Here is a 16,237-nt window from a genome sequence, read left to right as displayed (position 1 = left end):
ACATGAGTGCGAGTTGAAAAGCCAAATATGAACGTGCGAAAATATGATTGCATGAAATAGTAAAAAAAACTCACCAATTGAGGAAACGGACACAAGTATATTATAGGATTTATACAGAAAACACTTTAATGCTGTAAATGATACCATAATGTAGAGTGGATAGTAGTTCAATACGCATAAAGAAAGGAACATGTATATGCTTGTTTTATATCCTTTAGGACAGGGAGTTTTTATAGGATGCATTGTTGCAGCCTTAACCATCTTATTTGTCAAGACCGTTAAATCTAAAATTGTTATTTATGCACCTAGCTCTCTAGCAACTATTATTTTTCTTGTCATACTGGCGGAAGCATATACTTCTTCGTGTGCTGCTCCTAATTGTTATACCGCAATGGTAAATACTATTATTTCTATTACAGTATTAATCTTTTCGATCCCCTCTTTCATTTGCGCCTATTTAAAAATTGGTTAAAGAAAAAGGTAAAATTTGTAATATTTTTGCAATATATAGATGCAAAGGTAACTACATTGTGCTTACTAATTACCTTAATCTTTTTATCTCTTTTTTCGTTCATTTTTATTGGGGGACTACCTTATCCGACCACACTAATTATGTTAATGGGCGTAACGAATGGAATGGTTGTCTTTTATTCACTAATTTTTCACCCTATTGCTGTAGGTTTATATAATGCAAATGTGTATCCTACGTCTGATAGTATAACGGGTTATATTTTTAAATATGTTGCCATTTTCTCTTCTGGGCTTAATTATCACGCCCGAATGACACTTGGGCGCATGCCGCTTTGGTAAATAAGCCATTTGCGATCCTTTTCCTAATGGTATTGATATTCGTTACGATACAGTAGGAATCATATCTTACTTCAATAAATAAAAAAAGGAGCTTTTTATGTTAAAAACGCCTGTATTAAAATTGACAGTTAAAGAATAGTTGCTACTTTATCACTTAGTGGTTTTGAGTATATAGTTAATCAAACCATTCAAGATGATGGACTCAATAAATACTGAAGAGCAGTTTAAACGCTTTGAATCTTCAACAAAAAACCGCACGAGATGTGCGGCAAGCTTTAAACAGTAATTAACCCGATAGCTACGGTACTAGCTAATAATACAATACTAAGTCCCCATAGCCAAAACAAGGAATAGCGTATGTGACGCCCCATTTCCAAACCTGCTAATCCTAGAGCCAACCAAACTGCTGGCGAAAATGGACTAATGAACGTTCCAACAATATTTCCAACGATCATCGCGTAACCAGTAGATAGAGAGTCAATTCCAAATCCAGTTGCAATTTGTTCAACTACTGGCATTAATGCAAAATAATACGCATCGGTGCTTAATAACAAATCAAATGGAACACCAAAGAATCCGATAATTAAATGAATATACGGCGCAATGAATGCAGGGATCACTTTGACCACATCTTTTGCAATAGCATCCAGCATTCCAGTACCAGTGAGAATCCCTAAGAAGGTTCCTGCAGCGAGTATAATTGTCGCCATCATTAAAGCATTTGGAGCATGGGCGAAAATGCGATCCATTTGATCTTCCATGTTTGGATAATTTAGCGGCAGCGCTAAGCTTACCCCAATCATAAATACAAGTCCTGCTGGGATGATACCCCATACTAATGTGCCTACAACAGCGATGGTTAATAAAACATTAAGCCAAAATTTCCAAGCAGCAGATTCTGACGCTTGGTTTATACTTTCTGACGAACCACCTACACTTGGTACATCAGGCTCCATAGCTGAAGCTGCTTCAATAGAGCCATATACTTTCATAATCCGCTTTTTTTCTCGATAACCAAGAACAATAGCTAAAACGACCATGAGCATAAGCCCAATTACTTGGATAGGTATTAATGGTCTCCATAATTCCGTTACATCCATATTTAACACAGAAACCGATCTGCCCAACGGCCCTGCCCATGGTAGCATATTCATAATACTGGCACTTCCAGCGATAAGTAGCAGGAGTAAATACGGATTCATCTTAAGCTTCTTATAAAGTGGTAATAAAGCCGGTATCGTAATGAGAAATGTCGAAGCTCCGGACCCGTCTAATTGCGCAATGGCAGCAATCAGTACGCTACCAACACTAATGGCAATAATGTTGCCTTGGGATATATTAATCATGCCGCGGATTAGTGGATCAAACAATCCTACATCCTGCATAATTCCGAAAAAGAGAATAGCAAAAATAAACATGATCGCAACATGTACTACATCAGTAATTCCATCATCAAAAAATGTTCCGATTTCCTTAAGCTCAAATCCAGCTATTAATGCCCCAATAATTGGCGTCAGCACTAATGCTATAATCGGTGCTACACGTCCACTTAGTAATAGAAGTACAATGATAATAATCGTCAAAAATCCAATGATACTTAAAAACCCCATGATATCCCCCTTCTTTATAAGCAGATCAGCTTTATAAAATCCGCTTATGCAAACGCTAACAATATATTTTGAATTTAAGAAAAAACAAACGCTTATCTCTATGAAAAATTAGTGATAAGCATAAGATTAATAATAAGATATCACGGAGTGTAAACGGTTTAAATGTTGTGATAATAAATGAATTAATTCTTATTTGTTACATTTTGTTCATAAGTTTCACGGAGCACGTAAAGCCTCTCTGGTCTGCCAACATTTCCATACAAAAGGGTTGTCTTAATCTTTTTTAAAGAAACAAGATATTCCAAATACCTTCTAGCGGTCGACCGACTTGTGCCGATTTGTTCACTTAAATCCACAGCAGTAATCCCTTTTACCTGCTTGTCTTCTAATAGATTTGTCACTTCTTGTAAGGTGATTGGATCAATCCCTTTTGGCAATTCACTATTTCTTTTTTTTGCATTAGGAAAGTTGCTAGTATTTTTTTGGATTACATCATCAATTTCCTGCTGGTTTAAAATCTCCTTAGTTGCCAGAAAACGACGCCTTTCTTGATAACGTCTAAGCATCTCGGCAAAACGGTTAGCATCTACTGGTTTTATAATATAATCAAAAATCCCCCCACGAAGTACATCCTCCACAATGTTTGCTTCTGCAGCAGCGGAAACAATCACAATATCTACTGCTTTATATTTTGAACGCAAATTCCAGAATAAGTCCAGCCCTTCTACATCAGGAATATAGATATCTAACAATATTAAGTCTACTTCTGTCATTTGCAGATACTGATAGGCTTCTTTACCTGTTTTAACGCTTTTTACTACGCGGTATCCGTCTATCTGTTCTACAAACTGTTTATTGATAGCTGCTACACGAAAATCATCTTCAATGATTAGAACATGTATCTGCTTTCTCATAGCTTTCCCCTCCTCATTTTGGAATGATTATTATAAAGCGTGCCCCACCTAATTCTCCTCCTTCTACTAGAATATCTCCTCCTACACGGTTTAAAAGATGCTTACTTAACGCTAAACCAACCCCGCGATGCTCTCCTTCTTTTTTCGTATATCCTTGTTCAAAGATATGATCCAAATCTTGCGAGGAAAGACCCTCTCCCGAATCATCTACCTCCACAATGACATCATTGCCAATATCAGTTAACAGAATAGCAATTTCCCGCTTGGGCTTTACTTCATGTTTAACTGACTCTATAGCATTTTCAAGCAAATTGCCAACAGCCGTCAAAAATGCCCTTTGCTTCTCTCCGCTAAAGCAAGCAATGAGTTGACTGTTAGGATGAATCGACATCGTAATCCCAAGTTCATTAGCTTGGTTAAGCTTCCCTTGTAATAAACCTTGAATCATTGGATCTGTTATGTTTTCTAATAAAAATTGAGAAAATGTACCTTGAATTTTGTTTTCTTGTTTAATAAAGGAAATCGCTTCTTCCTGTTTTCCAAGCTGAAGCAATCCGAGAATCGTATAAAGTTTATTAGAAAATTCATGGGTCTGCGCACGCTGCGCATTAGCATATTGTTTTATTTGGGAAAGTTCTTTTGTAATACTCTCTAGTTCTGTTTTTTCACGAAAGGTAGTAACTGCTCCGATGATAGATTGTTGATGAAAAATAGGCGTTCGATTCGCCAGAACAACAGTATCTCCAAGTATCATCTCTTTATTATAATGTTTCTCTCCGGTCTCCAAAACATGAAATAAACCCGTGTGTGGCAAAAAATCCCGTACAGACCTTCCCATATATTGACTACTTTCCACCTCTTGCTTTAATAGAATGTTTTGTGCTGCAGTATTCATTATTATCATTCTTCCTTGATTATCTACTGCAATAATTCCTTCGTGTGTAGACTGCAGAATTGCCTCCTTTTGCAATAATAATTGTGTAATTTCCTCTGGCTCCATCCCGGATAAAAGCTTCTTTAAATAGGTAGCTATGACTATTGCACCGATAACACCTAGTAAAATAATGCCAAGCAGTGTTAACCATAAAGATCTGCTTTGCTTTTGAATAATACTTTGTACTTCTTCATTTAAAAACCCGACTGATACAACACCAATAATTGCTCCATCTTGATTTTTAATTGGCGCTTTACCACGAATGGATAAACCTAGCGAACCTTTCCGTTTCGATATATACGCTTCCCCTTTTTCTAAGGCGCGATTATTATCACCCCCAACCATTTTCTTCCCAATTTTATCTACTTCTGGATGTGAGTAACGAATTTCTTCTCTATTTCCAACTACAATAAATTCCGCACCAATATTCCGTTGAATGGGCTTTACAATATCCTGTATCACAGTCTCCGGGTGCTTTCGTTCAAAAGCCTCTTGCACGCTTGGCATATTCGCAACACTTTGCGCTACACTTAATGCACGTTTGGCTATTTGATCTTCCATTATCGTTGAAATAAATGAGCGAAGAAACAAACCGAAAATAATAAATACCCCAATAATGAGAATACTTATTAAACATATCATTTTCACTTTCAAGCTGAAATTCTGTTTAACTCTCCATCGTTGTTGCCATTTATGTATTACCAACATTCCCATTACCCCTTTTTAGACCTTCATAAAAAATTATAACGAAATCACCTTTCCGTTAGAAAATGGTATTAGCCTCTTCACACTTAAATTATATTACATCGCACTCTTAATACCCAAATTCATTTAGTAGCCTTATGAGGAACTAGCTTTGAAAGTGCTATTTCAATCAACGCACGGGACTATCTTCCTAAAATCAATTACTAATTTTATTTGTATTTCTATAAAATGGAACTTAATACTCTATTCTAATAACTGATTTTTAAGTACCATATAACATATGGAATTTTATTGTGCACGGAAAACGGAAGTATAACATTTTTATGTGTGGTGATTTTGATGTGGTTGGAAGTAAGTAATTTAAATTCACAGTTGATCCATTTAAACCAGCTGATTAGTAGCTCCAATATTAGACTACAGGAAAAAAGAGAAGAATTAAGACGATTAAATGAAACGTTAACCAAATTACAGCAGAATAAAAATGACTTTTTAAAGAAGAAAGATACTTGTATACAGCCAGAATTCACTACAAAAAACTTTCATGGTAAGCTTGCCAATGAAGTACAAAGCTTTAGAGAAAATCAACTGCAAATAAGTTTTCTAGCTATTCCAAGAAAATATTTAAAGAAAGCGAAGAACATCATCATGGATCAAATAAGGAAAATCGAACAAGAAATAGCTGCTATAGAAAGTAATATTACTTCATGGAAAAGAGAGCATGCCATGGTTACAAAACAAAAGCGCGAGGTAGAGAATCAAATAGGAGTTGATTTTAGATGATTTAAGCTCTAGGGAAGATCGATCTCCTAGATACTAGGAATTCAGAAATTACCATTAAAAAAATAGCAAATGGTACCTGGAAACACAAAATTCAAATGTAAAACGATAGAGAATCTCTTTAATTAAAATTATTTGATCCATTTCAAAGGCGATAGTAGCCTGCAAGAATTATAACCGCCGCCAAAATCTAACTACTATGAGATACTTCTATTAATGTAATATTAACTATAAGTGAATGTTACATTAATGAGGGTTTTCATTCATCCCTCCATTGATTGTTAATACCGTAATAGTATGACCTAAAGACCTCTTACGAAACAGGTATTTAGGTGCTGTTATCTCCTAGACTTGTTGCAGTACAGATGATCCAACTCCTAAAGTGGGAGTCTTACAGCGTATATACGAAAATGATTCCAATCCTATGAATTCAAGTACCTGAGCAAATGTAATTAGCCTGATAGTTAGCAAGTTCTTTAATACATACGCTATTATACAAACAATGCGGTATAAATACATTGGGTAACGTTTTTATAGATTAGTTGGAACAAATTTGGAAGGATAACAGTATGGGTAGAAACCTGACTATAGTGATGTGATAAAAGAAAGTTTAATAACCTATTTTAATTAAGCCATCGAACATTAGTATATACGATTGAAATTGAACTGTTCAAAAAAGATGTTTTTGAATAATATATCTTATTATTTAGCGCTAAAGCTAAATAAAATGTTTAAGAAAGCATAAAAAACGCTATTTCTAATGAAAATTCCTAGAAAGCGTGTTTTTATGCTTATCCCTAAATTTCGTATTTATATAGATTGGATTTTGTTCCTGCAATTGGCAACTTATAAGCAAACAGAGACCCTGCTTGCTTCTCTACATCTATCCTGTCATGTGGTACGCCTTCACGTGCCGTCGTAATATAGAGCGTTTGCAAATCTTTGCCACCAAAAGCACAACTTGTAACATTTGAAACTGGCAAAGAAATCGACTCCACTATTTCTCCCAGTTTTGGATCGACGCATATTACTTGTGAACCACCCCAAAGTGCAATCCATAACCGATCATTTTTATCAATAGTCATACCATCAGGTGCCCCATCAATCGTATTCAAATCAATTATGACTCGCCCGTTAACCAATTTAGATGTTTCCATCGAGAATGGGTAAGCCATTACTTTTTTAGTTGGCGTGTCAATAAAGTACATCGTGTCAGCCGATTGATTCCAAGCCATTCCGTTAGAGATCGTTACCCCCTCTTTTGCTTTCGTTATATTTCCATGTGCATCTATAACGTATAGGTTCGCTTTACCAGTTTCTCCTGTCTCACTCATAGTACCTACCCAGAACCGATTATATGGATCGCATTTACCATCATTAAAACGAATGGTATCGGTAGGAATAGGTAAAGTAAGAAAGTCTCTTATTTCTTTTTGGTTCTCATCATATAATATTACTTTATTTCTAGTTGTTAAAAGGAGTTCTGAATTATTTATTTTTGCTACACTAGTAACATTGGTTGGAAATTCGATATGGTGTAAAGTCTGAGAGTCTGGACTATAAATATTTAGTCGATTGTTTAGTATATCCACAAATAAAAGTCTGTTTTTCTCATTATCCCAAATTGGTCCTTCAGATAATTGACCTTTATATAACTTTTCCAGTTTGGCTTTCATTATTTTCTCCTTTATAATAAATTTTTCTTCCTATAAAATGGAAGCGATTTAAGCATGCCATTTTAACTTTTAAAATGTAGCTGCATGATAAAGTCGAACCGAGAGCCCACCATCTATTACTAAGCATTCTCCTGTCATCATTGTTGAATCATCTGAAGCTAAGTATAACGATAATTTAGCTATATCCTCTGGCGAACTAATTCTATTTGTAGCATGTAAAGCTAAAACCTCATTTTCCGTTTGTTCGGGTTGATTACTAGCCTGCAGCCAATTACGGTAGTGTGGTGTATCAGTAAAACCAGGACAGATGGCGTTTACACGAATATTGTAGCTTCCTAAACTTAATGCCATACTTCTTGTCATAGCATTAACACCACCCTTTGCCGCAGCATAGACCTCTGTATTAGGTAACGTTGATAAAGCATGATTTGAAGAAATATTAATAATAGACCCCTTACCTTCGTCCTTCATTGCAGGTATTACATATTTTGAACATAAGAATGTGCCACGTAAATCAATATTAATAATCTCCTCCCAATCGTCTACTGTCATTTCTTCAATCGTTTTAAAAACAGTAATACCCGCATTATTAATTAATGTGTTAATTTTCCCATAACGATCAAGCGTTTTATCAACCATTTCTATAATATCAGCTTCAATAGATACATCTGTTTGAATAAAACATGCTTCTCCACCACTATCTATTATTTCCTGTTCTGTCTGTAAGCCTTCTTCCTCCCCTCTTGTAGCAATAACAACTGAAGCTCCTTTTTGAGAAAAGAGTTTTGCAATCCCTTTCCCAATTCCTTTTCCAGCACCTGTTACAATGACAACTTGTCCATCCATAGTACTCATAAAAAATCTGCTCCTTTATATGATTTTAAAAGAAATATATGTTCTTTAATATGGATCCAATGTAATGTGTTTGAGCTTGCCTAGAAAACTAATCATTTTGATCATGGTTCATTTTGCAGGATATTTCCCCTCATTTAGCTCCAAACCCTAGCCACCAGAAGTTACTTAATTCTCTTTGCACCGGCATCCTTTTCGTTGGCTTCCACGTAAGGGAAACCAAACCGTTTGCACTGTTGTGTTGCCAAATCATACAAATAGGTTAATAAAGTGAATCTTCAATTAGCGGGGTTTTCATTCTCCCCGGATTGTTAATACCGTAATGGTATGACCTAAAGGCCTCTTACGAACAGGCATCTAGGTTCTGCTACCTCCCACTTAGACTTGTTAGTACAGATTATCCAACTCCTCAAGTGAGAATCTTACAGCACCTTATATATGGGATAAACACGTCTGTAGAAAATCAATAGTTTTTTAAAATAGTTTGGGTACTCACACTACCATCTATTCAAATTGTTGGATTACCGAATGAGAACATCCGCCATAGCATATTCTTTTCCTTCTACCACACATGTTATAATCGGCCAGCTTGCAGTTCTAGTTAACAATAGACAGCCCTCTTCTTTTACAACAAATGTATCTTCACTTTTTATGCCTTTCAATGAAGGATTAAAAGCAAATGCTTGATTTTTTAAAACTATTCCTTCTGAGTCTAACGATATTATTTCTTCTCTACAGGAATATCCGGTTGGTCCCCCTTGATGATGTAATTTCCAATCATGTTCATAGCCTTCCATTTTATATGCAGTTATAGCGTTTTCAAAAATGGTTTTATAAGGCACTCCTTGCACCGTTGAATGGATTATTTGTGCATGAATATTTGCTAAGGAATTTACTTTATCGTATTTAGATTTATCCATTTTTCCAAATTGTACAAATCTGGTTAGACTAATATTAAGTCCACGATATTGTGCGCCAAGAACAATCATTAATACGTGCTTTAGTTTATTTTGAGTTGGTATAGGGTGTTTATAACGGTCTATTCTTTCGTCTGCTGCAACTAGTAAACAAACAGGCTCTATCCCTTCAGTAATACATCGATTTGCAACCATTCCCGAAATTTCATGTTCTGTCATTCCCGGCATACAAATTCGGCATACATTTTCTACAATTTCTGCTGATTTTTGTCCAAATGAATGGTAATGTGTTATTTCATCTTCTGATAAACCAGCACGTAAAGCTTTTAACTGAGGTAATACATGAATGGTTCCAACTCGTCCGTCATCGCTTCCAATTTTCCCCTTAAAAAAGGAGGAGGCAAACGTATCAATATCTTTATACCAAGGGCAAGTGACAATATCCATATCTTCCTGAAAGAGCTCCTCTTCAAGCAAACGATCTTTTTCAATCTCACTAGTAATACAAATAATATTTTTTCTTGTAATATAAAGATATGCAATACCTATTTCTGTTGATAAGAGCACATAATTATAACTTCCACTTGTAAACCATGAAAAGCTATCTCTTCTTGCCAACAATATTCCATCCAAATTTTCCTGTTCCATAAGGCTTAGCAACTTAGAATGATTCAGTTTTGTCATTAAGTTTCTATCCTTTCATTTCAAATTATAGAATTATGCATTCTTTGTTTTCGTTCGTTTACGAAGCTCAACCTCAATTTCTTCTAAACTACGTCCACGTGTTTCTGGTAAATACTTAATTACAAACAGCATGGCCATAACACCGATAGCCGCAAATATTAGAAATACAAATTTTATACTAATAACTTCGGTTAACATTGGGAAAAATTGAGCAACTAATAAGCTTCCTAATGATAAACATAAAGTAGCTATTCCGGTTGCAGCTCCTCTAGCGCGCATTGGAAAAAGTTCTGGAAGCATAACCCAGACTACCGGTCCCCAAGTAAACGCGAAAAAGATTATAAATGTAGTTAAACAACCAACGATTATCCAGGCACTAGAGGCTAATCCGACCATATGAATGAATGCTGACATAATAATTAATGAACTTACCATGCCAATATTTCCAATAAGCAAGAGTTTTTTTCTATTAACTTTATCTATTATCATGATCGCGACAATAGTAACAATAACATTAATGCTTCCTATTCCAACAGTACTTAGAATGGCTGTTGAATTACCTAGTCCTGCTTCCGTAAAAATGGTTGGTGCATAGTAGATAATGGCGTTTGTCCCAATAATTTGCTGAAACATAGCGAATATACAACCGATTATAAGTATTGGGCGAAGCCATGAAGAAGAGAGCACTTTCCATGTCCCTTCAGATAATCTGTCAATTTCAATCATTTCATGTATTTCTTCTTCAATTTCTTCTTTCGTGCGAGTTATTTTCATCACACGTCGAGCAGCTTCTTCACCATGATATTTTAGTAGCCATCTTGGACTCTCGGGCATAAAGGTAACACCTATCATTAAAATAATCGACGGAATAACCCCTAAGCCAATCATCCAGCGCCAACCCTCTATACCTGTAAATGCATAATTAATCAAATATGATAATAGTATTCCAATCGTTATCATTAGCTGGTTAAGCGAACTTAGAGAACCACGTTCATGTGTGGGGGCCATTTCAGATAAGTAAACAGGTACTATAGCGCTAGAACCTCCTACCGCAAAACCCAGAATTAAGCGCCCTGCTACTAGCATTTCTACGCTTTGGGAAAAGGTAGCCACTAAGGTCCCTATAGTAAATATAATAGAAATAATAAAGATTAGTTTCCTTCTTCCTAAGCGGTCTGATAAAGGTCCACTAAAACCAGATCCAAAAATTGCCCCAAACAATAAAGAGCTAACAACTAAACCTTCTGTAAAGCTTGTTAAAGGAATATCATTTTTAATAAATAGTAAAGCACCGGATATGACGCCTAAATCATATCCATATAATAAACCACCCAATGCTCCTAAAATATAGATCAGTTTTTTATTTATCATCTTTAGGTTTTCTCCTCTCCATGAAAATGGACTTCTTAATTTAAAGATAGATATTTTTCCTAATCTGATTAAAATTATCAATATACTTGAAATAAATATTTATTATACGTTTGCAAAACTGATCACCACTCAGCGATGGAACCGTCTTCATGTCTCCAAACAGGATTTCTCCAATTAACAGATTTAGTTGCCATTCGCTTTACATGCTCCTCATCTATTTCAATCCCTAAACCAGGTTTATTTGAAATATAAACATAGCCGTTTTCATACTTAAAAACATCTTTGTCGACAACATAGTCTAATAGATCACTTTCCACATTGTAGTGGATACCCAAGCTTTGTTCTTGAATAAACGCATTATGTGAAGTAGCATCTACTTGCAAACAGGCTGCAAGAGCTATCGGCCCAAGAGGACAATGTGGCGCCGCAGCTACATCAAAAGCTTCTGCCATCGATATAATTTTTTTGCATTCTGTTATACCACCAGCGTGAGATAAGTCTGGTTGAATAATATCAACGTAACCATCTTTTAATAGTGGTTTAAATTGCCACCTAGAAAACATTCTTTCACCAACTGCGATTGGAATAGTAACATGGTTAGCTATTTCCCGTAATGCTTCGTTATTTTCTGGTAACACAGGCTCTTCAATAAACATTGGATGGAATGGTTCCAATTCTTTTGCTAGTATTTTTGCCATCGGTTTATGGACTCTTCCGTGAAAATCAATTCCTATTCCTATACTTGAACCTACAGCATCTCTTACAGCTGAAATTCTTTCAATAACTTGATCCATTTTTTGATGGGAATCAATATACTGCAACTCTTCCGTGGCGTTCATTTTTAATGCTGTAAACCCTTGATCCACTACTTCTTTTGCTGCAGTAACTACTTCTGAGGGGCGATCTCCGCCGATCCAAGAATATACTTTGATTTTGTCCCGACATTTCCCTCCCAATAATTGATAAATAGGAGCATTGTAATATTTTCCCTTTATATCCCAAAGTGCTTGATCAATTCCTGCTATTGCACTCATAAGGATTGGTCCACCCCGATAAAAACCTGACCGATATAATAGATTCCAATGATCTTCAATTCGTTGTGGGTCCTTACCAATTAAATATTCCATTAATTCTTCCACTGCTGCTTTAACTGTTAATGCTCTTCCCTCAATAATAGGTTCCCCCCACCCAACAAACCCCTCATCCGTTTCTATTTTTAGGAAGAGCCAACGTGGGGGAACTTGATATAATGTATAGTCTGTGATTTTCATAAATGCTCCTCCTATTAATCGATAGTGTTAGCTTCTTGCACAAACAATTTAGCTTTCTTTGTTAATTCCGATAAATAATCGTTTGTAACTGAATTCGTCTGATGTACTAATGAACCACCTAAACCGACTCCTGTTGCACCTTGCTGTATAAATAATTTAATATTCTCAAGTGTTACACCGCCAGTAGGTAGCAATTTTAATTGAGGTAATGGTCCAAGTAAATCTTTTATATAATTTGATCGAAGAGAAGAAATTGGAAATACCTTGATGATATCCGCCCCTTCTTCAAAAGCATCTAGTATTTCTGTAGGTGTTAATGCACCAGGGATGCTAACTACACCGTACCGTTTGGTTAACTTGATAGTGGGAATATTTACTGTTGGAGATAAAATAAATTGTGCTCCAGCAGATATCGCTAATCGAGCAGATTCAGGATCAAGTACAGTTCCTGCTCCAACTTTGATGGCGTCTCCCATTTCTTTTCTTATTTTTTCAATCGTATGAAAAGGTTGTTGACTGTTTAGCGCTATTTCAAGTGTGGTTATTCCTCCAGCATATAAGGATTTTGCTATTTCCAAAGCCTCTTCCGTATTATAGCCACGAATAATAGCAATTAATTTTTCTTTTTCTATCCAATGAAGCGTATCCAAATAATTACCTCCAATTAGCATTTATTAGTTTGGCAATAAGTTATTCTACTTACTCAAGAGAGCGCTTTCTATAACACCAAAAATAATTTGCTAATCACTCTCCTATTTTAGTAAGCTTTGTATGCCATTTTCTTGATAAGATCAAATTATGGATGTTTGACATGTCAGTTGACACTATTTTTAATTTTTGATTCAGTTAATAATTTTACTAGTTGCAGTGAATAGATTTATCCGTATGTTTGCCTTTTATAAATGAAAAATAATTACAGTTACTATTAAGCTGGCTTCACCTAAATGATCTTTATCTTTCGACATCCTCACGATTTTCTATTTTTTTATATTGCTGCAATAATTTTCTATCGGGTAAGCCTTCATAGTCGCCTGTAAAAGTAGTCGCAATCGCCCCAGTTAAGCAAGCCCTATCTACCGCATCTTTAATTGACAGTTTATCAAGTAGCCCAGACAACAGTCCTGTTGCAAACGCATCTCCAGCGCCAACAGGATCAATTACTTTTGGAACTGGATAAGCTGGAACGTAACCTTCACTATTTTTTGTGGTAAAATATGCTCCTTGATCTCCAAGTTTAACTACAGCCAATTTAGCACCTAATTTTATACATGCTTTACCAATCTGTTCACAGTTCTCATCACCAAATATAAATTTCCCTTCATTCTTACCAGGGAGTATAATATCTGACTGTTCTATAATTTGTAGTAATGTTTCTTTTGCTTCTTTTTCTTCCCAAAGTTTGCGCCTGACATTTGGATCAAAAACAATTTGCACATCATTTTCTTGAGCAATTTGGATAGCTCGAAAAATTGTTTTACGGCAAGTTTTACTGATAGCAGGAGTGATTCCAGAAATAAATAAATATTTAGCATTAGCAATGTAGGATTCATTTAATATCTCTGGATTCATAAAACTGGCTGCTGACTTTTTCCTGTAATAAAAAACCCGTACATCTGAACTGTCTGCTATTTCTTTAAAAAATACCCCGGTGTTTTTAGTGGAATCTAATTTCACATAGGTTGTATCGACTCCTTCCCCTCTAACTTCTTTTAAGACCATTGCCCCCAGTTCATCATCACCTAATTGGCTTACCCAACCAGTCTGATGGCCTAATCTGCTTAAACCAATAAGCGTGTTTGTCTCTGCTCCAGCTATCTTTGGAATAAAGGAAGTTGCGTTTCTCATCAAACCTCTAGAACCAGGTGTTAGCGATATCATTGTTTCTCCAATTGCTATAACATCCATTGAAAATCTCCTTACTCTACTGCTCTATATAACCAATGCTTTCAGATATTTTTCGAGCAGACCCCATTAGTTGTTGTGTAATAAAATCTTTACGTGAAAGCATTCTTTCTTTTGGCCCTGCTGCACTAATTGCTGCAACTATTTGTCGATCACTTCCGAAAATGGGAGCCGCCAAACAATATAGTCCTTCCTCGCTTTCTTCGTCATCAATACTATAACCATTTTTGTTAAACTGTTTTAACTGGGTTATTAATTCTTCTTTATTAACAATAGTTTTTTCTGTAATTGGTTTAAGCTCCATGGACTGAAGTAATTCTTCCCTCTTTTGTTCTGGCAAAAAAGCTAAAAATGCCTTTCCTAGACCAGTGCAATAAAGTGGTTTTTTAGAACCTGGTTGTGCCGAAGTACGGATGGATCTATTAGTGTCAATTTTCGCAATATAAACTAATTCATCTCCAGATAAAACTGACATAAATATCGTTTCTTGAACAGTGTTCATGAGCTTTTGAAGATGTGGTAAACCAATAGAATAAATATCCAGAGACTCCATAGCAATAGTACCAAGTGGGATCAATTTTTCTCCAAGCCGGTACTTTTTCAACATATCTTGGCGAACATAACCTTCCGTACTTAACGTTTTTAGTAAATTAAATGTACTGCTTTGCGGAACATTCAGTTTCTCACTTACTTCTTTAATGGTTAATCCTTGTTGATGACGTGAAAGCAGCTCAAAAATTTCTATCACTCTTTTAGCGGATTTAACTGACATTCAAACACCCCCTTGATTCACATATATGATTTGTATTCACATGTGTGAATTTGATTATAATACTACATAAAGTATTAGGATCTGTCAAGTATTATAGGATTTTCTACAGACAGGGATCGATATTGAAAATGCTATTTTAGGAAGGAGCTATTTAGCCCGCATATAAATTCCCTCTCTTCACTTTCCTTTGCCAATGTTCAAATATATACTATACATAACTGAAAATATGGGTCATATTGGAAAATAGCTTATTTATCGGAGGCTAAAATGTGAAGAAGCAACGATATATTTTTTTACTGCTTTTACTAGTAATTTTCTTAGGAGGTTGTCAAATGGCAAGTGAGAAAACAAAGAAACCTTCCGAAATGAACCCCGAAGACCTGCCTGATGTAAGAGCGTTTCAGGATGAGTTTACTCGAGGTTTTTTACAATCGACAGAAGAAACAAGATCTGGCTACTATCCATTTTTGTCTGGAACCAGAAAATATAAAATGGATTTTCCTCAAGGTGGAATGATTAATGAAAGGGGGTGTTTTGCAGATGATAAAGAATACGAAGAATATTCCGTCCATATTCTAAGTGACATTGGTGGCAGCGCGGACATTACAATATTTTATTATTCTAATGATACGAAAGATGAATTAGATATGAATTTAGAAAGTTTCAGTGCTAGGATTGGGAAAGATATAAATTATAAAAAAATAGCAGGGGACGGTCAGTCACTTTATTATGGAAACTTTGAGCGGAATGGGTTTCATACTTACGCTGGGTATATACAAAACGAAAAGGGTGATGGAGCGCTTGAAATTGTTTACCAAATTGATTGCAGGCAAAAGCTAAAAGAAAAATGCAATAAAAACAAAACGAAAAATGAAAAACATGTTTTGAATTGGATGAAGTCGATTCGCTTTATAGATGAGAATAAGGAAGTGAATAAATGATATGATTATACGAGATGAATACCGAGCTGAGCTAAACATCCCATTGCCCGAATAACCCACCCCTTCTACAGAAGAACCTTCTTTCCTCATAAGACGATATA

General features: G+C 35.6%; 15 protein-coding genes. 4 read left to right on the top strand and 11 right to left on the bottom strand.

Annotation, left to right across the window (positions count from 1 at the left end; genetic code table 11):
• Positions 1 to 190: 190 nt before the first annotated feature.
• Positions 191 to 472, top strand: a complete 282-nt coding sequence (locus BKP57_RS22530; RefSeq protein WP_139325383.1) for a hypothetical protein — start codon at positions 191 to 193, stop codon at positions 470 to 472.
• A gap of 140 nt (positions 473 to 612) precedes the next feature.
• Positions 613 to 810 (top strand): hypothetical protein, encoded by a 198-nt coding sequence (locus BKP57_RS15275; RefSeq protein ID WP_050351254.1) that lies wholly within the window; start codon positions 613 to 615, stop codon positions 808 to 810.
• A gap of 275 nt (positions 811 to 1,085) precedes the next feature.
• Here the strand turns inward: BKP57_RS15275 and BKP57_RS15270 are convergent, their stop codons facing one another.
• The 3 genes from BKP57_RS15270 to BKP57_RS15260 form a co-directional block, all read right to left on the bottom strand.
• Entirely contained in the window at positions 1,086 to 2,420 is a 1,335-nt protein-coding gene (locus BKP57_RS15270; RefSeq protein ID WP_072741890.1) for a CitMHS family transporter, read from the bottom strand.
• A 182-nt stretch (positions 2,421 to 2,602) separates the two neighbouring features.
• Positions 2,603 to 3,334 (bottom strand): response regulator, encoded by a 732-nt coding sequence (locus BKP57_RS15265; RefSeq protein WP_050351256.1) that lies wholly within the window; start codon positions 3,332 to 3,334, stop codon positions 2,603 to 2,605.
• Positions 3,335 to 3,347: 13 nt separating this feature from the next.
• Complete coding sequence (locus tag BKP57_RS15260) at positions 3,348 to 4,976, bottom strand: ATP-binding protein (RefSeq protein WP_072741889.1); 1,629 nt, start codon at positions 4,974 to 4,976, stop codon at positions 3,348 to 3,350.
• A 333-nt stretch (positions 4,977 to 5,309) separates the two neighbouring features.
• Between BKP57_RS15260 and BKP57_RS15255 the strand changes: the two genes are divergently transcribed.
• The gene (locus tag BKP57_RS15255) at positions 5,310 to 5,753 is read left to right on the top strand and encodes a hypothetical protein (protein WP_198034999.1); all 444 of its coding nucleotides are present in this window, start codon (positions 5,310 to 5,312) and stop codon (positions 5,751 to 5,753) included.
• Between the two features lie 794 nt (positions 5,754 to 6,547).
• Here BKP57_RS15255 and BKP57_RS15250 read toward each other — a convergent pair.
• The 8 genes from BKP57_RS15250 to BKP57_RS15215 all read right to left on the bottom strand — a co-directional run bounded on the left by BKP57_RS15250 (position 6,548) and on the right by BKP57_RS15215 (position 15,195).
• A complete protein-coding gene (locus tag BKP57_RS15250) occupies positions 6,548 to 7,426 on the bottom strand; it encodes an SMP-30/gluconolactonase/LRE family protein (RefSeq protein WP_050351259.1) in 879 nt (292 codons plus the stop codon).
• 69 nt (positions 7,427 to 7,495) lie between these two features.
• Positions 7,496 to 8,281 (bottom strand): SDR family NAD(P)-dependent oxidoreductase, encoded by a 786-nt coding sequence (locus BKP57_RS15245; RefSeq protein ID WP_072741888.1) that lies wholly within the window; start codon positions 8,279 to 8,281, stop codon positions 7,496 to 7,498.
• Between the two features lie 518 nt (positions 8,282 to 8,799).
• On the bottom strand, positions 8,800 to 9,879 hold the full coding sequence (locus BKP57_RS15240; protein ID WP_072741887.1) for a M24 family metallopeptidase: 1,080 nt from the start codon (positions 9,877 to 9,879) through the stop codon (positions 8,800 to 8,802).
• A gap of 33 nt (positions 9,880 to 9,912) precedes the next feature.
• Positions 9,913 to 11,250, bottom strand: a complete 1,338-nt coding sequence (locus tag BKP57_RS15235) for a glucose transporter GlcP (RefSeq protein ID WP_050351262.1) — start codon at positions 11,248 to 11,250, stop codon at positions 9,913 to 9,915.
• A gap of 122 nt (positions 11,251 to 11,372) precedes the next feature.
• On the bottom strand, positions 11,373 to 12,521 hold the full coding sequence (dgoD, locus tag BKP57_RS15230) for a galactonate dehydratase (RefSeq protein ID WP_050351263.1): 1,149 nt from the start codon (positions 12,519 to 12,521) through the stop codon (positions 11,373 to 11,375).
• A gap of 14 nt (positions 12,522 to 12,535) precedes the next feature.
• Positions 12,536 to 13,171, bottom strand: a complete 636-nt coding sequence (locus BKP57_RS15225; protein ID WP_232231186.1) for a bifunctional 4-hydroxy-2-oxoglutarate aldolase/2-dehydro-3-deoxy-phosphogluconate aldolase — start codon at positions 13,169 to 13,171, stop codon at positions 12,536 to 12,538.
• A 301-nt stretch (positions 13,172 to 13,472) separates the two neighbouring features.
• Positions 13,473 to 14,426, bottom strand: a complete 954-nt coding sequence (locus BKP57_RS15220; RefSeq protein ID WP_050351265.1) for a sugar kinase — start codon at positions 14,424 to 14,426, stop codon at positions 13,473 to 13,475.
• A gap of 16 nt (positions 14,427 to 14,442) precedes the next feature.
• Entirely contained in the window at positions 14,443 to 15,195 is a 753-nt protein-coding gene (locus tag BKP57_RS15215) for an IclR family transcriptional regulator (protein WP_050351266.1), read from the bottom strand.
• Between the two features lie 332 nt (positions 15,196 to 15,527).
• Between BKP57_RS15215 and BKP57_RS15210 the strand changes: the two genes are divergently transcribed.
• Positions 15,528 to 16,136: a hypothetical protein gene (locus BKP57_RS15210; RefSeq protein WP_072741885.1), complete on the top strand. Its 609-nt coding sequence runs from the start codon at positions 15,528 to 15,530 to the stop codon at positions 16,134 to 16,136.
• Positions 16,137 to 16,237 lie beyond the last annotated feature (101 nt).

This window comes from Virgibacillus sp. 6R (assembly GCF_001895305.1).
GTDB lineage: Bacteria > Bacillota > Bacilli > Bacillales > Amphibacillaceae > Virgibacillus > Virgibacillus pantothenticus.
This window is presented reverse-complemented; position numbering and strand designations above follow the sequence as displayed.